General features: G+C 36.0%; 14 protein-coding genes and 4 pseudogenes. 5 read left to right on the forward strand and 13 right to left on the reverse strand.

What is annotated here, in order from left to right; all coding sequences use genetic code 11:
* Positions 1-6 precede the first annotated feature (6 nt).
* From ACJ5H0_RS13595 to ACJ5H0_RS13625, 7 genes and pseudogenes are all read right to left on the reverse strand, one after another.
* Complete coding sequence (locus tag ACJ5H0_RS13595) at positions 7-3,285, reverse strand: glycoside hydrolase family 38 N-terminal domain-containing protein (protein WP_411249925.1); 3,279 nt, start codon at positions 3,283-3,285, stop codon at positions 7-9.
* A 114-nt stretch (positions 3,286-3,399) separates the two neighbouring features.
* A complete protein-coding gene (locus ACJ5H0_RS13600) occupies positions 3,400-3,795 on the reverse strand; it encodes a GntR family transcriptional regulator (protein WP_411249926.1) in 396 nt (131 codons plus the stop codon).
* Positions 3,743-4,156, reverse strand: a complete 414-nt coding sequence (locus ACJ5H0_RS13605) for a GntR family transcriptional regulator (RefSeq protein WP_411249927.1) — start codon at positions 4,154-4,156, stop codon at positions 3,743-3,745. Before ACJ5H0_RS13605 ends, ACJ5H0_RS13600 begins: the two co-directional genes overlap by 53 nt.
* Positions 4,157-4,413: 257 nt before the next feature.
* Positions 4,414-7,103, reverse strand: a pseudogene (locus ACJ5H0_RS13610) (TonB-dependent receptor domain-containing protein).
* A gap of 450 nt (positions 7,104-7,553) precedes the next feature.
* Positions 7,554-8,198 carry a hypothetical protein gene (locus tag ACJ5H0_RS13615; RefSeq protein WP_411249928.1) on the reverse strand — a complete coding sequence of 215 codons (645 nt, stop codon included), beginning with the start codon at positions 8,196-8,198 and terminating at the stop codon, positions 7,554-7,556.
* A gap of 78 nt (positions 8,199-8,276) precedes the next feature.
* The gene (locus ACJ5H0_RS13620; protein WP_007842513.1) at positions 8,277-8,963 is read right to left on the reverse strand and encodes a response regulator transcription factor; all 687 of its coding nucleotides are present in this window, start codon (positions 8,961-8,963) and stop codon (positions 8,277-8,279) included.
* Positions 8,964-9,065: 102 nt separating this feature from the next.
* Positions 9,066-10,614: pseudogene (locus tag ACJ5H0_RS13625) on the reverse strand (sensor histidine kinase).
* Positions 10,615-10,815: 201 nt separating this feature from the next.
* On the opposite strand from ACJ5H0_RS13625, the gene ACJ5H0_RS13630 reads away from it, so the two are divergent.
* On the forward strand, positions 10,816-11,307 hold the full coding sequence (locus ACJ5H0_RS13630; RefSeq protein WP_411249929.1) for an SRPBCC family protein: 492 nt from the start codon (positions 10,816-10,818) through the stop codon (positions 11,305-11,307).
* An 88-nt stretch (positions 11,308-11,395) separates the two neighbouring features.
* On the opposite strand, the gene ACJ5H0_RS13635 is transcribed toward ACJ5H0_RS13630, so the two are convergent.
* The 5 genes from ACJ5H0_RS13635 to ACJ5H0_RS13655 all read right to left on the reverse strand — a co-directional run bounded on the left by ACJ5H0_RS13635 (position 11,396) and on the right by ACJ5H0_RS13655 (position 15,888).
* Positions 11,396-11,737 (reverse strand): hypothetical protein, encoded by a 342-nt coding sequence (locus ACJ5H0_RS13635; protein WP_172282177.1) that lies wholly within the window; start codon positions 11,735-11,737, stop codon positions 11,396-11,398.
* 41 nt (positions 11,738-11,778) lie between these two features.
* On the reverse strand, positions 11,779-12,138 hold the full coding sequence (locus ACJ5H0_RS13640; protein WP_345990969.1) for a four helix bundle protein: 360 nt from the start codon (positions 12,136-12,138) through the stop codon (positions 11,779-11,781).
* Between the two features lie 17 nt (positions 12,139-12,155).
* Positions 12,156-14,198, reverse strand: a complete 2,043-nt coding sequence (locus ACJ5H0_RS13645; protein WP_411249930.1) for a S9 family peptidase — start codon at positions 14,196-14,198, stop codon at positions 12,156-12,158.
* Positions 14,199-14,373: 175 nt separating this feature from the next.
* On the reverse strand, positions 14,374-15,114 hold the full coding sequence (locus tag ACJ5H0_RS13650) for a uroporphyrinogen-III synthase (RefSeq protein WP_172282435.1): 741 nt from the start codon (positions 15,112-15,114) through the stop codon (positions 14,374-14,376).
* A 12-nt stretch (positions 15,115-15,126) separates the two neighbouring features.
* Complete coding sequence (locus ACJ5H0_RS13655; RefSeq protein ID WP_273650429.1) at positions 15,127-15,888, reverse strand: DUF4271 domain-containing protein; 762 nt, start codon at positions 15,886-15,888, stop codon at positions 15,127-15,129.
* Between ACJ5H0_RS13655 and ACJ5H0_RS13660 the strand changes: the two are divergent.
* From ACJ5H0_RS13660 to ACJ5H0_RS13675, 4 genes and pseudogenes are all read left to right on the forward strand, one after another.
* A pseudogene (locus ACJ5H0_RS13660) lies at positions 15,872-16,587 on the forward strand (polyprenol monophosphomannose synthase). The gene ACJ5H0_RS13655 and the pseudogene ACJ5H0_RS13660 sit on opposite strands and share 17 nt — an antisense overlap.
* Positions 16,584-16,952 (forward strand): DUF4296 domain-containing protein, encoded by a 369-nt coding sequence (locus ACJ5H0_RS13665; protein ID WP_172282185.1) that lies wholly within the window; start codon positions 16,584-16,586, stop codon positions 16,950-16,952. The pseudogene ACJ5H0_RS13660 and the gene ACJ5H0_RS13665 overlap by 4 nt, the downstream one beginning before the upstream one ends.
* Before the next feature lie 56 nt (positions 16,953-17,008).
* A complete protein-coding gene (gene tgt, locus ACJ5H0_RS13670) occupies positions 17,009-18,139 on the forward strand; it encodes a tRNA guanosine(34) transglycosylase Tgt (protein ID WP_172282187.1) in 1,131 nt (376 codons plus the stop codon).
* Positions 18,140-18,148: 9 nt separating this feature from the next.
* Positions 18,149-19,263 (forward strand): annotated as a pseudogene (locus tag ACJ5H0_RS13675) (LptF/LptG family permease).
* Here ACJ5H0_RS13675 and ACJ5H0_RS13680 read toward each other — a convergent pair.
* Positions 19,257-19,970 carry a biotin--[acetyl-CoA-carboxylase] ligase gene (locus ACJ5H0_RS13680; RefSeq protein ID WP_306613405.1) on the reverse strand — a complete coding sequence of 238 codons (714 nt, stop codon included), beginning with the start codon at positions 19,968-19,970 and terminating at the stop codon, positions 19,257-19,259. The pseudogene ACJ5H0_RS13675 and the gene ACJ5H0_RS13680 overlap by 7 nt on opposite strands.
* Between the last annotated feature and the right edge of the window lie 59 nt (positions 19,971-20,029).

The following is a 20,029-nucleotide window of genomic DNA, read 5'->3' on the forward strand; positions in this document are numbered from 1 at the left end:
CTTTAATTAAGGAATAAGTTTAATTTCAATAACATCCATTCCTGATAAACTAAGTTTTTCGTCAGGTGTTATTGTTTTACCTGTTTTTACATCAATAAGCTGAGATGGTTTTAGCTTTTCCCAGGCAAATGTTGTTGTCTGTTCCCGCTCGTCTGGATTGTATAGTCTTATAATAAAGCTGTGATCTTCTTGTGGTGTTACACTTGTCACAACAATTTTGTCATTGCCAACTTTGAAAAGACTTCCGCCAACTTTGAATTTCTCATCGACAGAAACGGCAATAAGAGGTTGCGTAAAAGCAGACGCATACTTCTCATTGTCTACTGAATCAAATGATCCATGTGGACGTAGAGCATAGCGGTAATGCACAGGACCTTCCTGATCTGCTTTATAGTTGGTGTGCCAATAGTTGTTCATCGCATAGCTGAACCAATTGGTAGTGCCGGGAGCTCCTTTGTCTTTCCATTTTTTGTGGCTGTTATCAATAACCATTCTTTCGTCGATCATCTCAGTAGCTTCAATAAGGGGTGCTTCTAAAACCATCCATTGCATTCCCTTTTGTCCAAAAGAAGCATCTACCCATCGGCGGCTATACCAATAATCCATGTTGGAACCGGGAAGCTGATCAGTAAGATACCTCATGATACCATAACCTGCATCTACTGTTATATTCTTGAACTCAGCATTGAAGGGAAAACCAAAGTGAACCGATTCTTTGGTACGTATAGGTTTTTTATCCACAATATTTTCCAATCCTACTTCATCACTATCCGCAAACAAAGTAAGAATTCTTTCCAGTTTATTAGCACCTGGTGCTTCTGATATCAGAGAGATTTTGCTCATAACAGGTCCATTCTCTAATACTTTTATCTGCACATTCATGTTGGATTGAGCTTCCTTTGGATCAGAACCAGGAACATACCAATAACTGTTTAACCCTTGGTTGTTAAAAATTCCTGCGTAATTAATATTGTTGTTATCGGTAAACTGGGTAATGCTTCCAGTCTTATGATCCCAGGTCACAGCTACCTTTCCATTAGAAATACTATTGTTAGTAACAGAAAAAGGCTTTGCGGAAGATACTTTTGCTTTAATGATAATGTAGTTTGCTGACCCTAGTGGTGGAACATCTTTTGCGATGAATACCATAGTTCCGTCCTGCAGCTTTTGTAAAGGAGCTGTATGACCTGATGCATCCTGGACGGCATTCCCCAATGATGTTCCAGGAATAATTACCGCACCACTTCGTAACCATGATGAGGTGTTGAAAACTGCAATGGTTTTGGATACAGGATTGGTTATAGGCTTTAGTAAATCAGCTTCCAGTTTGTTAGCCAAAGAACTTCCGTCAGTAGAAAACTGCTTTTTTACCTGCCATTGATCTTTAACGAACGGAAGGTCAGGAGCAGTAATACTGTTAAAGGCTCCCCAGGTATGCTCATGAAATAAAATGACATTTCTCCATGCTTCATAAAAACTTTGGCTGTTATATTGAGTAGGATTGAGCATTGAGTACAGGGTGGTCAGCTGTTGGAGCTTAAGGCTGCTGTTTCGGTTAATCCCTTCTTCCCTGGCGGTAGACATTGCTCCGTCTTCCCAATGCGGACTGATATCTCCTTTTACTATTGGAAGCTGATCTCCATATTTCTTTTCAAAAACTTCAAACATCTTTTCATTCGTACTGAGAACGATTTTAGGCGAGATATATTCTTTATTCCACTCATCTACAAACTTTGATATTGAAGGATCTATAGGACCATTATCAGAAACAATATTATAACGCCACTGTACCATATCATAAGGATAATTGGTTTTGGTAAGGTCATCAAGATATTCGGCAATCTTTCTTTGCCCGTTTTCAAATACACCACCCGGATGGATGCCGTGCCATGAAGAATAACCTCTTCCGGCTGTCCAGAATAATATTTTTTCTTTACCCGAAGGCGATTGCCACCATACTGGTTTATCTCCCCAGTTTTTTACAAAATTTCCAACCCGGTCTCCAAGATATGGGTTGGTTTTTCCAAGATAATTGGGGCCACTGGAAAAATATTTTACTCCCGATGCAGTAAGTGCAGGAACCAATGACCAGGCAAAGCCGGGAACATCAGACATCATGGCACTGTTGATCTTTAATCCATATTCTTTTTCCAGCTTTTTCGCATATTCCGTATAATGGTATAATTCTTCGGGCTGACTAAGTCCCGTTAAAATATTACCATACATTGCTGAAAGACCTATATCTCCTTCTTTTACTGCTTTTACAAATAATTGTTTATCCTGAGGAGTGGCTTTTCGCATAAAGTTTTCTACATCCCATAGTGCTTCGACATTATATTTAAAACGAGCTTCTTCAGGTAAGTTCCGTGTTTTCTCAATCATTTTCAGGGCATCATATATATTTTGAGTATGAATCCTTTCCACTTCAGATTGTAAATGGGAATATCCTACATCCGTATGAGAATGATGTATGAAATATAAGGTGCGGGGAACGATAGCTCCAGCCTCAATGGTTTTACGGAGAAGTTCCTTATTACCGGAGATAACTGATAACTGAACACTGCCTCCTTCAGGTGCAAGATCTACAGGAAGGTCAAATGTTTTAATACCATCCGGCATAGTAAAGGTGAAGGAATTCTTATTGTTTATTTTAGCCGTAATTTTTTGTTCAGGACCAAAGTGTAATGTAGTAAGGGTAATAAGACGTTTTCCATCTTTTAAAATGAACGGAGTGGAGGAAGCATCCATTTTCTCCTGGAAGGTAAATTTGTATGTCATGAACCAGTCCCTGCTATCCTGAGCTTGTCCTACAAGTTTCAGACGTAAAGGTTTTCCCGGAGTTACTTTATTGGCAGGAACTCGGAGATACGCAATACCATAAGAATCTTTTAAGCCGTCCATTTTAGTCTGGTTGAATACAAATGCAGTACTGTCTGCTGCTTTGGAAATCCAGTCCGGATACTTATTTCCGGGATAAGTAGTGAGAGTAAGTGCTTTTTGATCGTTGATGTACAAGTCAAAATGGCGAATACCCCCACTGCTTCCCGAAGAATGGGAGACCAGCCAGTTAAAATATACATATTGCTTATTGCCTTTTTTTGGCACAGGAGCAGTTTCCCACTCAATTGCTTTTGCGCCATCCGTTGTGCGCGTAAGCAAAGCTCTCGTTGCATGATCCGGAAATGCAGAGAAATAATCAATATTCTCACCACTTATTTCCTTTTCATAACCGTTGGTAGACTGTATGTTACCAAAATAAGGAACTTTTTTTTTGACTATAAACAAAATTGCCTGTCATCAGGAAGGACATTAGCAAAAGAAAATACTTGTACATGGACTTCATTTTTGGTTATATGTTAGAATGTTTGAACATATTAATGTCTAAAAAAATAAAACCTGCTAAGAAGATTTATTAATATCTATCGTATAGGTAAACTTATCAGAACGGTAGTATCCCACATTATATTCTACCGGCTTTCCATTGATATCATACACGAAACGCTCACGTTTCAGAACCGGAAAAGCAGCCGGTACTTTTAGTTTCTTTCCTATTACGGCTCCAGCCTGGCAGGCGCTTATATTTTCACGGGACCGGTGTACTATGACTCCATGATCCTCCTGCAACATGCTATACAATGGCATATCAAAATCATCATTTTTATCCAGGCCTATTCTTGGATGAAAATAGCTTTCAAAATAGACAATCGGATCACCGGAATTTTCTCCTTTTAATTTAGAAAGCTTAAATATTTTTTTTATCTGGTGAACTGTTAAAAAAATGGCAGATTTCTTCATTAGGCTGTACTGTTTCTGTTTTTAACAATTGGTTAATTACATGAATACCTTTCTCCTGCATTTCTCTTGTAAAACTATACCAATGGTCCAATCCTGTTGTAAGGCTTTTATTTTCAGCCACACGTGTTCCGACCCCTTTTTTCCGTACAATAAGACCTTCATGTTCCAGTTTATTGGTTGCCTGTCGGATGGTGTTCCGGGAAACTCCCCAAAGATTAGCCAGATCAACTTCCTTAGGTAACAGAGCTCCTTTTTTATAAACTTCCATCTTGATAAGTTTACGGAAAAGTTCTTCTACCTGTACATGCAGAGGGAGTTTACTATGATGATCTATCGTGAAATCTTTGGTTGGTATGTTCATACATATTAGAAAGTGTAAATATATAAAATTTTTAATGTAAATAGATTTTTTAAGTATTTTTTTGTTCTTTGTTTGTAAAATGGCAAAATCGGAGATTTGCAAAATTGTCATTTAATGCCTTTAGCTCACCTTTGTCAACGGAGAAGGAACCACATTTTAATCTTGAAAAAATGTCCGTACCGATAAAATTTTATTCCAAAATAAAGGCAGCATTTAGATTAATGCTGCCTATTATATTTAAAAACTTATCGGTATTTTTAGAATGTCACATCCAGACCTACATAAAAATTAGCTTTCATAATAGGAGCGTAGAGCATTCCACCATCAAAATAATTCCCGAAAGGATTTTTAAAATCGATGATCGCATTCTTCTGATAGTAAGAGGTTAAGTTTTCGCCTCCAACATAGGCTCTCAGTTTTTTATTAAAATTTCTAGAAATCTGTGCATTCAAAATAGCATAAGATTCGGAATAACCGGGTAATTGAAACTCGGTTGGATTGCCCGATGTGTTCGGTAGTCTTTGCTTTCCAACCCAATTCAGAGTCGTATCAAAACTCCAGAAGCCACCCTTATCACTTTTGTTCGTAGAATAAGCAAGATTTACGAATCCGCGATTTTTAGCCATAAAAGGAATTTCCCTTCTTCCGTCAAGATAATCTGCCTGAACGTCATAATATTTGTAGGCAGCTTTTACTTCAAAGTTTTTAATAGGAATAAAATCCCACTGTATCTGTAAACTATTGGCAAAAGATTTTCCTTCCAAATTATAAAATACAAGCTGCTGTGGAGATCGGTCAAGGTCAACCATCACCTGATTCTGAAAATCTGTTCTGAAAAAGTCGGCAACGATGGAAGATTTTCTTCCGAAAATTTTAAACTCCTGCTGTAAACTTGCTCCGTAATTCCATGCAATTTCAGGTTTTAATCCGTAAATATCTCCGCCATTTTGTATAATTTGAATCGTTCTGTTCGATGCAAAGTACTGTTGATTTTCCGCAAAAACCGAAGCCGTTCTAAAACCTCTTCCTGCTGACAACCTTAAAATGGTTTGGGGAGTGAAATCATATTTAAAGTTCATCCTTGGTGTAAACTGTGTTCCAGCCAGGTTGTGGAAGTCTACTCTTGCTCCGGCTACCAAAGTATATTTTAATCCTGTTAAGGTATATTCGGCAAAAGCTCCAGGTACGATTTCATTTCTTTTGTATGGAGTTGTAAGATAGGTTTCATCATAACCGTCATACATAAAACTGGCTCCGGCTTTATATTTGTGATTCGTATTCCCGATAATACTCTCAAAAATTAAATTGGAATAAAAAGTATTCTGTTTACCTGAATAATTTCTCAACCCGAAAAAGCTGTCCTGCTGATGGTATACATACTGATTCATCCAGCCTATACTTTGATAAGGTTTACCTTTAAAAACATATCCGGTCTTGTTCCATACCTGAAATCTCGAAATATCAATTCCAACCCCGTACGGGTTTTGCTTATCCTGAGACAGCCTTTTATCAAAATCGGTCTGTCCTGCTGTTCTGTTATCCTTCACGAAATTAATTCCGAAGTGAGATCCGAAACCGGATTTTTCCAGGTCATTATAATTAAGCAAATATGCTGCATTGATTTGTGTCCCTTTCGGACGGTCAAGAAATCCGTCATTATTCATATCCGTATTTCCGAAAGTTCCGTTTCCATGCAACAAGAAAGTCTGAGACCATTTCTCATTAATAGGAGATACACTCGTTATATTTGCCTCTGCTCTCCCGTTGAAATCAGAAAAAAGATTGAGTGATGTTTCGGGAGTTTTGGCATTTTTCAGAAGTTCGGTATTGATTTGCCCGGTAATACTTTCATACCCATTGGTTACCGTACTTCCTCCTTTTGTAAGTTGGATGCTTTCGATCCATCTGCCGGGAATAAAATTCAGCCCATAAGCGGAAGCCAAACCTCTGATCTCCGGTAAAAGTTCCTTGGTTAGGCTGGTGTATTTCTGATCAAGACCCAGCATTTTAAGCTGTTTCGTGCCTGTTACAGCATTACTGAAGGAAACATCTACAGTAGCATTTGTTTCAAAACTTTCCGAGAGATTACAACAGGCTGCTTTCAACAATTCCTTTTTGTCAATATTAAAAACTAAACCTGCTTCGTTTTTGCTTAATGAAGTTGAAGCTTTCGACGCGGATAATTTTACTTCCTCAATCTTTTTTTTCATGATGATCGTGGTTCTCGTTTTCCGCAGATACATTATTGTTACCGGACATTGTTTTTTCATCTTCTTCAAAATGAACGTTAGGTCCTTTTTCTCCCAACGCTACAGTTCTGTCGTAAAGGCAACATGAGGGAAGATTGTTATAAACGTTGTCTGTTGAAGTATACTTTTCGTTGTCATGCCCAACATCAGCAATCTTTTTTAAAATTTTATCTGCAGAAGTTTTGTTGCTGTCAAAGTTTAAAACAACAGTTTGTTTCTCAGCGCTCCAATTTGCAGAAGTAGCACCGGCATCTTTTGCTGCTTTTTCAATTCTTGCTTTACATGATGCACAATTTCCTTTGACATAAAATTCATTGTCGGCTTTAGATTTTTGTACTACCGCGCTTGTACTTGCATTGGACGGTTGAAGAGTTCTCTCGTAATGACAGCAGTCAGGAAGACTTTGATACACTTCATCAGTAGCTTTGAATTTCTCATTGTCATGTCCCGCTTCAGCTACCTTTTTAAGGATGTCATCCGGAGAAACATTTCCTTCTGTTTCTAATGTTAAAGTTTGAGAGTCTATAGAATATCTTGCCGCTTTTGCCCCTGCTTTTTTTTGCTGAGGTTTCTATTCTTTCTTTACACATTTCGCAGTTTCCCTTTACCTGAAACTGGCTTTTAAGATTTTGGGCAAATATAAAGGGTGCAGATAATAAGCATAATCCAAGAATTATCCTGGAAATAAATAATTTCATTTTGTTTAAAATTTAGATTAATTAAAAAATAGTCCATTAGCGCTCTAATGAACCTGCTGTATTTTTAATTAAGCTAGCTTTGGCGGTTCCCAAATCTCTTTTAAACGATCCGAAAGATGAGGATCACAATATTGGAAAAGTAATTTTTTATTGGCTTTATAGTATGATAATTCCAATAGAAAACCTTTGGAAAAAGGAGTTTCTATATATGAAAAACAAGCCACACATGTTGAACAGCAATCATCGTTGCAAGATGATTTTGATTTTTCGTGTTCTTTAGATGATTTTGATTGATGGTTCTTACAGCAGTCGTCTTTTTTAGCGTCCGCCTTACAGCAGGTCTGCTGGGTTGACATCATATAGAAGTTATCTTTAGGAATCAAGAAAATTCCTAAGCAGAAGATAAGGGTTATGATCTGAAATAACTTCACGATGGCAAAATTACAAAAATTATGGTAATGGATCACCTACTTTTACAGAACAATTGTGAAAAGGCTGTCCGTGAGCGGGGTTTAATTTCGGTTTCTCACCAGTTGCCAGACTTTGTTCAGGAGCTGAAACGGGAGTGTTTTGTACAGCATTTTGAACAGGCTGCGGAGCCGGTTTACTATTGAGAGGTTGTCCTACAGGAATATCACAGCGATGTCCCGGTTGTCCGTGAGGTGGATTCATGCCCGGAGCAGTTTTTACCGCCTTTCCTGTTTTATTATCCACCGTAAATTTTCCTGGTTTTAGTGAATTGGGATCGATTTGTATCGTTTGAGATCCATTATTATTTACCACAACATTTTGAGTGGTCTGGGCTTGAGACGGTTTGCTGTTTAATGGCTGTCCTACAGGGATATCACAACGGTGTCCCGGTTGTCCGTGGGGTGGATTCATTCCCGGAGCGGTAACAGGTGGAGCTGAATTTACAGGTTGCACATTGCTCTTTATGCCTGCCTGATCTAAAATAGAAGCTTTTGGAGTATTATTAACAGCTAATGCAGGCTGCTGAATGGATGCCTCTTCTTTAATGTAAGTTGCTCTTTCATCTTTTTTACAGGAAACAGTAAGCAGAGAAAAAGCAGCAAGACCTAAAAATATATTTTTCATATCCTATCGTATAAAACAAAATTAGCAAAACATTTTCAATTGTTTTGCTAATTTTATATTTATAATCTTCTTTTGGAATTAATTCTTAACTAAAAGTCTGAATCCTTCTCCGTGAACATTGATGATTTCCAGTCCTTCATCATCTTTTAAGAGCTTACGAAGTTTTGCGATATAAACATCCATACTTCTTGCAGTAAAATAGTTTTCCTTTTTCCAGATCTTTCTCAATGCAAGGTCTCTTGGCATAAAATCATTTCTGTGGATACAAAGAAGCTTAAGCAATTCATTTTCCTTCGGAGAAAGTTTGTATTCTTTGTCACCTACTCTTAATTGTCTCAGCATAGAATCAAAGAAAATATTGCTGATCTTAAACTGTTCCTGTTCTTCATTTTCCAGGGTTGAGCTTCTCTGAAGAATTGCCTTAATCTTGTATAAAAGTAATTCCGTATCAAATGGTTTTGTAATATAATCATCTGCCCCCAACTGATATCCTTTCAGGATGTCTTCCCTCATATTTCTTGCAGTAAGGAAAATGATAGGAGTATTTTTATCTATTTTTTTTACATCTTCTGCCAATGAAAACCCGTCTTTCTTAGGCATCATCACGTCGAAAATACAAATGTCAAATTCATTTTCTGTGAATTCTTTGAGCCCCTGCTCTCCATCTGTTGCAAGAGTTACTTCAAAATTATTGATGGTTAAATAATCTTTCAAAACAGCTCCGAAACTCTGATCGTCTTCTACTAATAATATTCTGTTGCTCATAATTTTAAAAATTAAAAATTAATAATAAGAATGAACTTCCTCACTCTCTCTTCTTTTATATTTGTTATTTGGTTTATCTTTTATTGCTTCCTGTCTATTTTTCTATGTCATGGGAAGTTTTATCGTAAATACACTTCCTTCTCCCTTATGTGATTCCACGATAATCTGGCCCTTATGAAGTTCTACAATTTTTTTTAACGTACGAAAGCCCTAATCCCTGACCTTTTACATTATGGATATTTCCCGTTTCTTCTCTAAAGAATTTTTCAAAGATTTTAGTTTTATTCTGTGTTTCCATACCCATTCCTTTATCGGAAATTTCAATCACATAGAAGTTGCCTTCATTTTTTGTTTTGATTTTGATATCCGGTGTATCAGGAGAATATTTGTTGGCGTTATCCAGTAAATTCACCAGCATATTGGAAATATGGAACTCATCGATCTTAAAAGTATATCTGTCAGCAGTAAACTCTTCCGTCAGTGAACCGTTTCTCTGTGCTACAATAAGATTAAATGATTCTGTCGTTTTTTTGATCAGTTCTCTTACATTGGTTTCTTTAAGGAACAGATTAACTTCATTTCTTTCAAGCTTCGACATATTAAGGACATTCTCCACCTGTTTTTTCATCCGAAGATTTTCCTGCTTGATCAGGTTGGAATAATATCTTACCTTTTCCGGGTTAGTGGCAATTTTGTCATTCGCCAGAGAATCCGTAGCAACGGAAATAGTCGCTAAAGGAGTTTTGAACTCATGCGACATATTATTGATGAAGTCCGTTTTTATTTCTGCCAGTTTCTTTTGTCTCATCATATAGTTGATGGAGATGATATAGATTCCCAATATCGTAAGCAAAGAAAGGAAGGTTCCCAAAAGCATCGGCCAGTTATTCATGGCTAAGGAATATTCTTTTTTAGGGAAAACCAATGCCAGGCTGTATAAAGTACGGTCCTTTTTGTCTGTAAAAAGAGGATAGCTATATGTATTATTATCCTTTTTCTCCTTATATACTTTGTTAAAAACACTTGTGAGTTTATTGTTTTTATCAGTAACCCCGAAACCAAACTTTGCGGTAATGCCTTTCATTTTCAGTTCTTTAGCGAGAACAGAATCCAGAATAGCATCATCCACTCTTTTAGTAATCGGAAGGTTATTTCCATATACTTTGGCAAACTCCTTCATAGAGTAATCTCCACTTTCTATATCTTGATTAATGTCAGCCGTAAGCAGTTCCCGGTTGGTGGTATCTCTTTTCAGTTTGTAAGCGGCTTCGTCCGTATATAAGGTTGTCAGCTTTAATGAATCTCCTTTCTGAGAAATGGGAAGCTGTGTTTTTTCAATGATATTTTTAGAATAAATAATCTGCCTCTGAGCCCCAGAATCCTCTACCTGCTGGATCGTAGTTAAAGAAGGTTGATTATTATTGGAAATGACATTTTTTCTGAAATTTTTAAAATCTTCATTCAGGTACTTTTCCACTTCAATTTCAGAGATATTTTTTGCTGTATTTTCTAAAGCCGCATAGACTTTATTCGAAAAATCTTGTTCTAAAGCATTATAATATCCTTTCAACCAATAAAATTGGAGTGTAACAAAGACAATCAATGATATTGTCATAAACACTGAAATTATTGGGATGAATTTATTATTCATTAGCTTGTTTTAGGTTGTTCGGAATGATGAATGTTAAAATTAATTGTTTTCAGACTTGATAAACAAAAAACGAGCCAAAAAATTGTATTTTTTTTCTTAAAACCATGTTTTTTAACAATTTTTTTATAAATCAAAAATAACTTGTCTTATGAAAAGCCTCACCTACAAATAAAGAAGTAAGTTTGTTAAAAATAATTACGTATGGAATCAAATATCATTTTTAACAAAGATTTTGACGCAAACAGCATTTATGTAATGATTATTTACAAAGCTGATGTTTCAAGAGTGTGGGATTATTTTACCAAATCCGAATTATTAGACCAATGGTGGGCTCCAAAACCCTGGAAATGTGAAACGGTAAAAATGGATTTTAAAGAGAATGGAATCTGGCATTATGCAATGATAGGTCCCGAAGGGGAAAAAATGTATGGACAGCTTAAATATGGGGAAATTATGGAACACAGAAGCTTCGATGGGATAGATGCTTTTTGTGATGAAAACGGAAATATTAATAATGATTTTCCGCAAGCCCAATGGCTGATCGGATTCACTGGAATTGAAGAGGGAACGAAAGTAACAATCAATATCCATTTCGAATCCCAGGAGGCTTTAAAGAAACATCTTGAAATGGGCTTTGAAGAAGGATTTAAAATGGGCTTGAGTCAACTTCACGAAGTTTTGGCCGTTCATTAATATTGAATGACATATATTCAACAATTAAGAAATTATATTAAAAACGAAAATGTGGCAGTTTAAAATGATTAACTGCCACATTTCAATTTTAAAGAAGCTCCTCATCCTGAAAATATTGGATGATGGCCTTTTTCATTAATAAGGTTTGCTCATTAGCTCTGAGTTCAGGAAGGTCCTCTAATTTATCAAATTGGGGCCATCCATCTTCATAATGCGTAAACTTATAGTAGCCAAAGGGCTCCAGTAATCTGCAAACTGCAATATGAAGAATATTGAGTTTGTCATCTTTTGAATATTTTTGATGACCACTTCCAAGTTCCTGAAGTCCAATAAGAAACAATAAAGTTTCAATGGGAGGATTTTTTTCAGTCTGAAAGTTATCTTCAAAAAATTGTTCTATTTTTTTCCAGTATTCGGATTCGTTAATCATAATTTATAAATGATAAATGATAGTTTATAAATGATGAAAGACTATGTCTTTAACATCTTTCTATATGAAGAAGTTGCTTTTAAAATTTCTTCAGCTCTAATTTTTAAATCTATTAAAGTCTCACTTTTGACATAGTTTAGCTCTTCAAGCATTTCAAGCCAGAAGAGAGTTTCATCTGTTTCTTCGATCACGATTGATATTTTTGAATATCTTTCGGCTTGTGATCTGGCCCTGCACATTGCTCTATAATTAGCCGCCATTGAAGTAGAAGAGCGATATATTTGCTTTCTGATCACAGCAAAAGCTTCCTGATAAGGTAGATTTGATAATTCATTGATAATACTAATGGCTAATTGTTTTGTTTTCAATGCGAAAATTTGATTGTAATCCGGATTATCCATTATTTATCGTTTATACATTATCTTTTATCAATCATCAACAGGAACGCATATTCTAATGCATCTTCTTTTAATGATTCAAATCTTCCACTTGCTCCTCCATGTCCTGCACTCATGTCGGTTTTGAAAAGTAAAAGATTCTGGTCTGTTTTCAGTTCTCTCAGCTTGGCAGTCCATTTTGCAGGTTCCCAATACTGTACCTGGGAATCATGCAGTCCTGTGGTGATGAGCATATTCGGGTAATCTTTCGCTTCTACGTTATCATACGGGGAATATTCCTTCATATAATGATAATATTCTTCATCATTAGGATTTCCCCATTCGTCATATTCTCCTGTGGTCAATGGGATGGTTTCGTCCAGCATTGTAGTTACCACATCTACAAAAGGGACTTGCGCAACAATGCCGTTAAACAGGTTAGGTTCATAGTTAACTACAGCCCCTACCAATAATCCTCCGGCACTTCCTCCCATTGCATAAAGATGCCTCGATGAAGTGTAGTTTTCTTTGATCAGGTATTTTCCGGCATCTATAAAATCAAAGAAGGTATTTTTTTTAAATAACATTTTACCGTCTTCATACCATTCTCTTCCCAGGTATTCACCACCGCGGACATGGGCAATTGCATAGATAAAGCCTCTGTCCAAAATAGATAACCTGACATTTGAAAAGCTGGCATCTACGGTATGTCCATAGCTTCCGTATCCATAAAGCAGTAGGGGAGTATTTTCTGATTTTTCTGTGTCTTTATGGTAAACCAGTGAAATAGGAATTTTTGTTTTTCCATCTCTTGAATCCGCCCATATTCTCTCCGAGATATAATTTTCAGGGAAAAATTTCCCTCCTAAAACCTCCTGCTGCTTAAGAAGTACGGTGGTTTTGCTTTTCATGTTGTATTCGTAAGTGGAACTTGGTTGGGTTAAAGATGTATAACCGTATCGTAAAATTTCCGTATCGAACTCCAGATTGATTCCAATATAGGCTGTGTAAGTAGGATCTGAGAAAGGAAGATAATAGGCTTCCTGAGTTTTTTCGTCTATAATTTTTATCTGTAACAAACCTTGCTCTCTTTCTTCAAGGACAAGGTAGTCTTTAAATATTTCGAACCCTTCAAGCAGGACTTCAGCACGGTGGGGAATCACATCTACCCAGTTTTCCATCCCGCAGTTGTCAATTTTAGTTTTTACAAGCTTAAAATTGAACGCATCATCAGCATTGGTGATGATGTAGAATTCGTCTTCATAATGCTCAACGGAGTACTCCAGATCATCTATTCTGGGCTGTATAATTTTCCATTCAGCGAAGACATCATCAGATGGAATGAACCGGTGTTCATCAGAGATAGTGCTTGAACTTGCAATGAATATATATTGCAAAGATTTTGTTTTAAAGACATTTACATCAAAGGTATCATCCTTTTCATGGAAGATCAAAACATCTTCCGATGACTCAGTTCCCAGTTGGTGTCTGTATACCTGGAACGCACGTAAACTCTCATCTTTTCTGATGTAGAAAATATGTTGGTTGTCATTTCCCCAGACTGCCTTTCCTGTTGTATTTTCTATTTTATCCGAAAGGATTTCTCCTGTTTCCAGATTTTTGAAATTGATGGAATATATTCTTCTTCCGACATTGTCAGATGAAAAAGAAGCGATCTTATTACTCGGGCTTACTGCAACACTTCCAACTTCGAAAAAGCTTTCTCCTTCAGCAAGGATATTTACATCGAGTACAATTTCCTCAGGGTTGTCAAGGGTTTTATATTTTCTGCAAAAAATAGGATATTCCTTTCCCTCCTCATAACGAACCATGTACCAGTATTCATTAAAAAAATAAGGAAGTGATTCATCATCTTTTTTATAGCGAGACTTCATCTCCTCATAAAGCTCTTCCTGAAAATCTTCCGTTTCCTTCATCATGAAATCTGCGTAAGCATTTTCCTGTTCGATGTATTCTATGACTTCGGGATTTTCTCTTTCATTGAGCCAGAAATAATTATCAGTTCTTTTGTCTCCGTGTATTTCGAGTATTTTTTCTATTTTTTTTGGCTGGGGAGCTTTCATCCGGTAGTTTGATTTTTATAGGTCTGTGAATCATGTGGAATGCCATATCAATTTTTCACTATAGAAATATGAATAAGGCATTTCATTCAATATTAATTCTTGTTCAAATGTAATTAAAAAAAAGCCATCTTTCCTTTAATCGAAAAGACGGCTGTTTTATGTAAAATATTAAAACCTATTTATGAAGGCTTTTAATATATTTTTCAAGTGCCATTGTCATAGATGGTGTTTCCTTGGTAGGAGCCATTACATCTACTCTCAATCCTGCTTCTTCGGCTGCATTTAAAGTCGTGTTTCCAAAAACGGCAATTTTGGTTTCATCTTGTTTAAAATCCTCAAAGTTCATTTGAAGCGACTTAATTCCTTGCGGACTGAAGAATATCAGCATATCATAATCTTTAATGTTGATATCACTCAGATCACTGCATACCGTTCTGTACATGATAGCTCTTGTCCAGTCAATATTTGCCGCATCTAATGTTTTAACGATATCAGGACTTAAAACATCTGAAGAAGGCAATAAATATTTTTCTGTAGGAAACTTTTTGAAAAGAGGCAGCAAGTCTGAGAAGTTTTTCTCCCCAAAGCTGATTTTTCTCTTTCTGTAGACAATGTGCTTTTGAAGGTAGTTCGCAATTGCTTCGGACTGGCAGATATATCTCATGGTATCCGGGACTGCAAAACGCAGTTCCTCTGCTAATCTGAAGTAATGGTCTATAGCATTTTTACTGGTAAAGATGATGCCAGTATATTGCGTAAGATCTATTTTTTGTGTCCTAAGTTCTTTATTGTCAACCCCCTCTACATGGATGAACGGACGGAAATCGATCTTTATTTTTTCCTTCTTCGCTATATCCAAATATGGAGAAGACTCACTAGGCGCTGGTTGAGAAACCAATATAGACTTTATTCTCATCATTGACTTTTATTAAAAAAATAACAATTTCCAAAGCAACAATAATGGTGCGATTTGGAGGGTGCAAATATACAAAAATTTATAATACCATTTTTCAGGTAAGACCTTGTTCTTGTGAAATAAATAGAAAAAAACTTTAAAAATAAACACAAAAGAAAAGAATATCAAATAGTAAGAAAATATTTTATTTCTGTCGACTGGGAAATAATAGTGGGTTATACACAGAATTATTAGTAAAAAAGACAAAATGAAATAAAATTTAGTGGAGGTAAAATAAAAAATAAGCCATTTTTTTGTGTCACCTATACTTTGATAAAATAAAAATCCTAAAGTTGACTTTATTAGATAAAAAATGCTGATTGCGAATAGACAATATCCAAATTTGTTCATCTGATATCCTAAAATCTGTAGGTCGGCAATATATTTAGGAACAATTGGAATGTATTGAGATAGAAGTACAGCGAGGGTGAGGGTGGCCACACAGGAAGTTATTATCCAGCTTGCTAAATTATTACTGGCATCAAAATATTTTTGAAGAAGGAAATCTTTTAGATTGGCTCCTCTTTCTACAATATTCATCATAAAAAGGTACAAAAATATGCAGCCCAGCAATATAAAGATTACCCAATCATTGTTTTCAGGAATCCTTACATGGTTTACGAAGTTTTGTGATAATAGCAATCGATTGTTTTTTGCAAAATTATAGAATATTTTGTATAAAATAAAAAGGTTAAATAAACTATCTTTGCAAACTGAAATGAAAAAACTTGTCATTATTCCAACTTATAACGAAAAGGAAAATATTGAAAATATTATTTCCGCGGTTTTTGCATTGGAAGATGACTTTCATATTCTTGTGGTGGACGACTCTTCACCGGATGGAACAGCCACCATTGTAAAGGAGCTTCAAAGAAGGTTTCCCCATTCTTTACATTTATCCGTAAGGCACGTTAAAGATGGTTTAGGAAAAGCTTACATCCATGGATTTAAATGGGCTCTTCAAAATAATTATGATTATATTTTTGAAATGGATGCCGATTTCTCCCATAATCCGGATGATCTTCCAAGATTGTATGAGGCTTGCTTACAGGCTGATATGGCTATTGGTTCCCGTTATTCCAAAGGAGTAAATGTGGTTAACTGGCCTATGGGCAGGGTTTTGCTTTCTTATTTTGCCTCAAAGTATGTGAGGTTCATCCTGGGATTGCCAATTCATGATACAACGGCAGGCTTTGTATGTTTTTCAAGAAAGGTTCTGGAAAATATAGATCTGGATAATGTAAGATTAAAAGGATATGGTTTTCAGATTGAAATGAAATTCAGGGCATTTAAGAAAGGCTTCAAAATTGTAGAAGTTCCTATTATTTTTACCAACCGTATTTTAGGAGAAAGTAAAATGAATGGCGGAATTATCCATGAAGCGGTTTTTGGGGTTTAAATTTAAAATGGAAATCATTAATTAACAGATTATGAAAAAATTAATTTTTCTTTTTGTTTTGATGCTTGTATTTTCCTGTAAGAAGTACATTGATAAGCCTAAGAATCTTGTTTCTGAGGGTACAATGTCAGAGATTCTTGCTGATTTGGCAATCAATGATCAGGCTACTTTTATGTTTCAGAATACCAATTTGGAAAGCGGAACCCGCTTTGTTCTTAAAACTCATAATGTAAAGCCGGATGACTTTGTTGCAAGTTTTAAGTATTATGTGGTAGAGCAAAAGATGAGTGGGATTGCTGATGATGCTCAAAAAATATTATTAAAAAAAGATCCGAAAGCAGATCAATATGTCAAAGATAAAATCAAGAAGAATTTAAGTCCTCCTGTTTTATCAAACTAATGTAGAATGTATTCGTTGGAGATCAACCAATGATGATGAATTAATAAAATATACAAATGAAATTTTTTAATATAGAAAAAACCTCTGAAGGGAAAGCTAGGGCAGGTGAACTTATAACCGATCACGGTAAGGTTCAGACGCCTATATTTATGCCCGTAGGAACTGTTGCCAGTGTAAAAACAGTTCACCAGAGAGAATTAAAAGAAGACATTAAGGCGCAGATCATATTAGGGAATACCTACCATCTTTATCTACGTCCGGGAATGGATGTTATGCAGGAGGCCGGAGGATTACATAAATTCATGAACTGGGATCTTCCTATTCTTACAGATTCCGGAGGTTTTCAGGTTTTTTCGCTTTCAGGAAGCCGAAAGATGTCTGAGGAAGGTGTGAAATTCAAATCGCATATCGATGGAAGTTATCATCTTTTTACTCCGGAGAAATCTATGGAAATCCAAAGACAGATCGGGGCAGATATTTTTATGGCATTTGATGAATGTACTCCCTATCCATGCGAATATAATCAGGCAAAATTATCTATGGAACTCACCCACCGTTGGTTGAAAAGATGTATTGACTGGACTGAAGAAAACCAGGAACTCTATGGTTATAAACAGAGATTGTTTCCTATTGTTCAGGGTTCTACTTATTCCGATTTGAGAAAGATATCCGCAGAGGTGATTTCAGAGGCCGGTGCTGAAGGAAACGCAATTGGTGGACTTTCTGTAGGAGAACCTGAAGAAGAAATGTACAGAATTACAGATGAAGTAACAGATATTCTTCCTAAAGAAAAGCCAAGGTATCTTATGGGGGTAGGAACTCCCTGGAATATTTTGGAATCTATCGGCTTAGGTATCGATATGATGGATTGCGTAATGCCAACCAGAAACGCCAGAAATGCCATGCTCTTTACCTGGCAAGGGGTTATGAACCTGAAGAATGAGAAGTGGAAACGTGATTTTTCGCCTTTGGATGAGTTTGGGACAAGTTTTGTAGACAAAGAGTATTCAAAAGCATACGTTCGCCATTTATTTGTTTCTAAAGAATATTTAGGCAAGCAGATTGCATCCATCCACAATCTGGCTTTTTATTTGGATTTGGTAAAAGTTGCAAGGGAGCATATTTTGGCAGGTGATTTCTATGAATGGAAAAAATCTGTTATTCCTGTTCTCAGACAAAGATTATAAAAGGAAATTATGTTTACAATTATAGACCGGTATATCATCAAAAAATATCTTGGAACTTTTGGTTTCATGCTTATATTATTGTCTATAGTTGTTTTGGTGATCGATGTTCAGCAGAAAATTCCAAGGATAGAAAATGCAACAGCAATTGATGCAAAATTAAATCTATCTTATTTTCTCGTTCATTTTTACCCGTTCTGGATCATTAATTTGGTCATGACATTCTTGTCTATTCTGGTATTTATATCGGTAATTTATTTTACCTCCAGAATGGCAAATAATACAGAAATTGTTGCTGTGATCAGTAGTGGAGCGAGTTTTCATCGCTTTGCAAAGCCCTATTTAATTACTTCTTTGTTTATTGCGTCTATATCTTTGGTTGTCAATCATTTTGTGCTCCCATGGGCAAATATCAAAAAAAAATGAGCTGGAAGCTTATACTTACAATGCAGCCAATAAAGAAAAAGTTTTGGGAACAGCACCGGTAACGGCACAGCTCAGCAGAACAGAATATATTTTTATCAACTCCTGGAACAAGAGGGAGCGAAGGGGGTCCGGTTTTATATTCCAGAAATTTGATAACAACAGAAAGATGCTTTATGAACTGAAAGCTTCTGATGTGTATTGGGATCAGGATAAAAAACAATTTGTTCTCAATAATTATACTGAGAAAAATGTTAATAAAGATGATTCTGAAAAGCTGAAAAACGGAACTGAACTAAGGAAAAGCTATGGGCATGCACCTGAAGAACTTTTCCCAAATGAGCTTTTAGGGCAGAATAAAACCACTCCGGAGCTTTTAAAGTTTATCCAAAGGGAGAAAGAAAAAGGAAACAGTAACCTGAATACCCATTTAAATGAGTTGTACCAAAGGACTTCCATGCCTGTTTCTATTGTTATCCTGACATTTCTGGCACTTTCACTTTCCTCACAAAAGAAGAGGGGGGGGTTTGGGAATTAACCTTGCAATAGGTATTTCTCTTGCATTTATATTTGTATTCTCATTTGAGGCTTTAAAAGTAGTTTCCGAAAATAAGAGCATGTCTCCGGCTCTGGCCATGTGGTTTCCCAACCTTATTTTCTTTCCGATTGCATTATATCTTTATCTGAAAAGAGCAAATCAGTAAAGAAGTTTGATTTCTTTATGGTAAAAAGAACGAAGGCCTTCTTCCAATTCAATCCAGATTTCTCCCTTTTCGTCGCAAAACTTTATAATGCCATTTTGTCTCTTTTTATCGATTTCAAAAACAGAGATCTCATCTTTACGGAATAAAAGATCATTGAATCGTTTCAGGATTTCTCCATCAGTCGGAATGTTGCTCAGTTTTTCAATCAGGAAATCATGAAGACTTACAGTAAATTCTTCAAGACGGAATCTCTTACCTGTAAGAACAGAAAGCGAGCTTGCGTTCGAAATTTCATCAAAATTCTCCTGAAGAACATTGAATCCTGCGCCGATGATGAAATAATTTTTTTGATTAATTTTTTTCTTTTCAATCAATATTCCAACTATTTTCTTACTTTTAAGAATAATATCATTAGGCCATTTTATCTTTACATCACATTCAGTCATATTGGCAAGGAAATCCCTGATAATAATTGCGGTATAATAATTGAACATAAAATCCGAAAGCGTGAAATGATGAGTACTCACAGCTAATGTGTAAGCTACATTCTTTTCAGCAGTGGAAGACCATGTATTTCCATATTGCCCGCGACCTTTGGTTTGATTAAATGTATGTAAAGCAATAAAATCTGAATTTTCGTAAAGTAAAAACTTTGAAATTTCGTCATTAGTAGAAGGGCACTCTTTTAGATAGAACAGTTGGGCCATTTAAGAAAACTTTAAGACTTTAAAAGGGTAAAAGTAAGGTTAAAGTAAAGAAAAAACAA

Origin of the sequence: Chryseobacterium proteolyticum, assembly GCF_046591535.1 — a bacterium.
Classification (GTDB): Bacteria; Bacteroidota; Bacteroidia; order Flavobacteriales; family Weeksellaceae; genus Chryseobacterium; species Chryseobacterium proteolyticum.

Bases quoted from the DNA above. Each gene is read 5' to 3' on its own strand.
- ACJ5H0_RS13620 (WP_007842513.1), bottom strand. From the start codon at position 8,963: ATGAGCAACAGAATATTATTAGTAGAAGACGATCAGAGTTTCGGAGCT.
- ACJ5H0_RS13630 (WP_411249929.1), top strand. From the start codon at position 10,816: ATGGAATCAAATATCATTTTTAACAAAGATTTTGACGCAAACAGCATT.
- ACJ5H0_RS13650 (WP_172282435.1), bottom strand. From the start codon at position 15,114: ATGAGAATAAAGTCTATATTGGTTTCTCAACCAGCGCCTAGTGAGTCT.
- ACJ5H0_RS13635 (WP_172282177.1), bottom strand. From the start codon at position 11,737: ATGATTAACGAATCCGAATACTGGAAAAAAATAGAACAATTTTTTGAA.
- ACJ5H0_RS13680 (WP_306613405.1), bottom strand. From the start codon at position 19,970: ATGGCCCAACTGTTCTATCTAAAAGAGTGCCCTTCTACTAATGACGAA.
- ACJ5H0_RS13640 (WP_345990969.1), bottom strand. From the start codon at position 12,138: ATGGATAATCCGGATTACAATCAAATTTTCGCATTGAAAACAAAACAA.
- ACJ5H0_RS13605 (WP_411249927.1), bottom strand. From the start codon at position 4,156: ATGAACATACCAACCAAAGATTTCACGATAGATCATCATAGTAAACTC.
- tgt (WP_172282187.1), top strand. From the start codon at position 17,009: ATGAAATTTTTTAATATAGAAAAAACCTCTGAAGGGAAAGCTAGGGCA.
- ACJ5H0_RS13645 (WP_411249930.1), bottom strand. From the start codon at position 14,198: ATGAAAGCTCCCCAGCCAAAAAAAATAGAAAAAATACTCGAAATACAC.
- ACJ5H0_RS13600 (WP_411249926.1), bottom strand. From the start codon at position 3,795: ATGAAGAAATCTGCCATTTTTTTAACAGTTCACCAGATAAAAAAAATA.
- ACJ5H0_RS13655 (WP_273650429.1), bottom strand. From the start codon at position 15,888: ATGACAAGTTTTTTCATTTCAGTTTGCAAAGATAGTTTATTTAACCTT.
- ACJ5H0_RS13615 (WP_411249928.1), bottom strand. From the start codon at position 8,198: ATGAAAAATATATTTTTAGGTCTTGCTGCTTTTTCTCTGCTTACTGTT.
- ACJ5H0_RS13665 (WP_172282185.1), top strand. From the start codon at position 16,584: ATGAAAAAATTAATTTTTCTTTTTGTTTTGATGCTTGTATTTTCCTGT.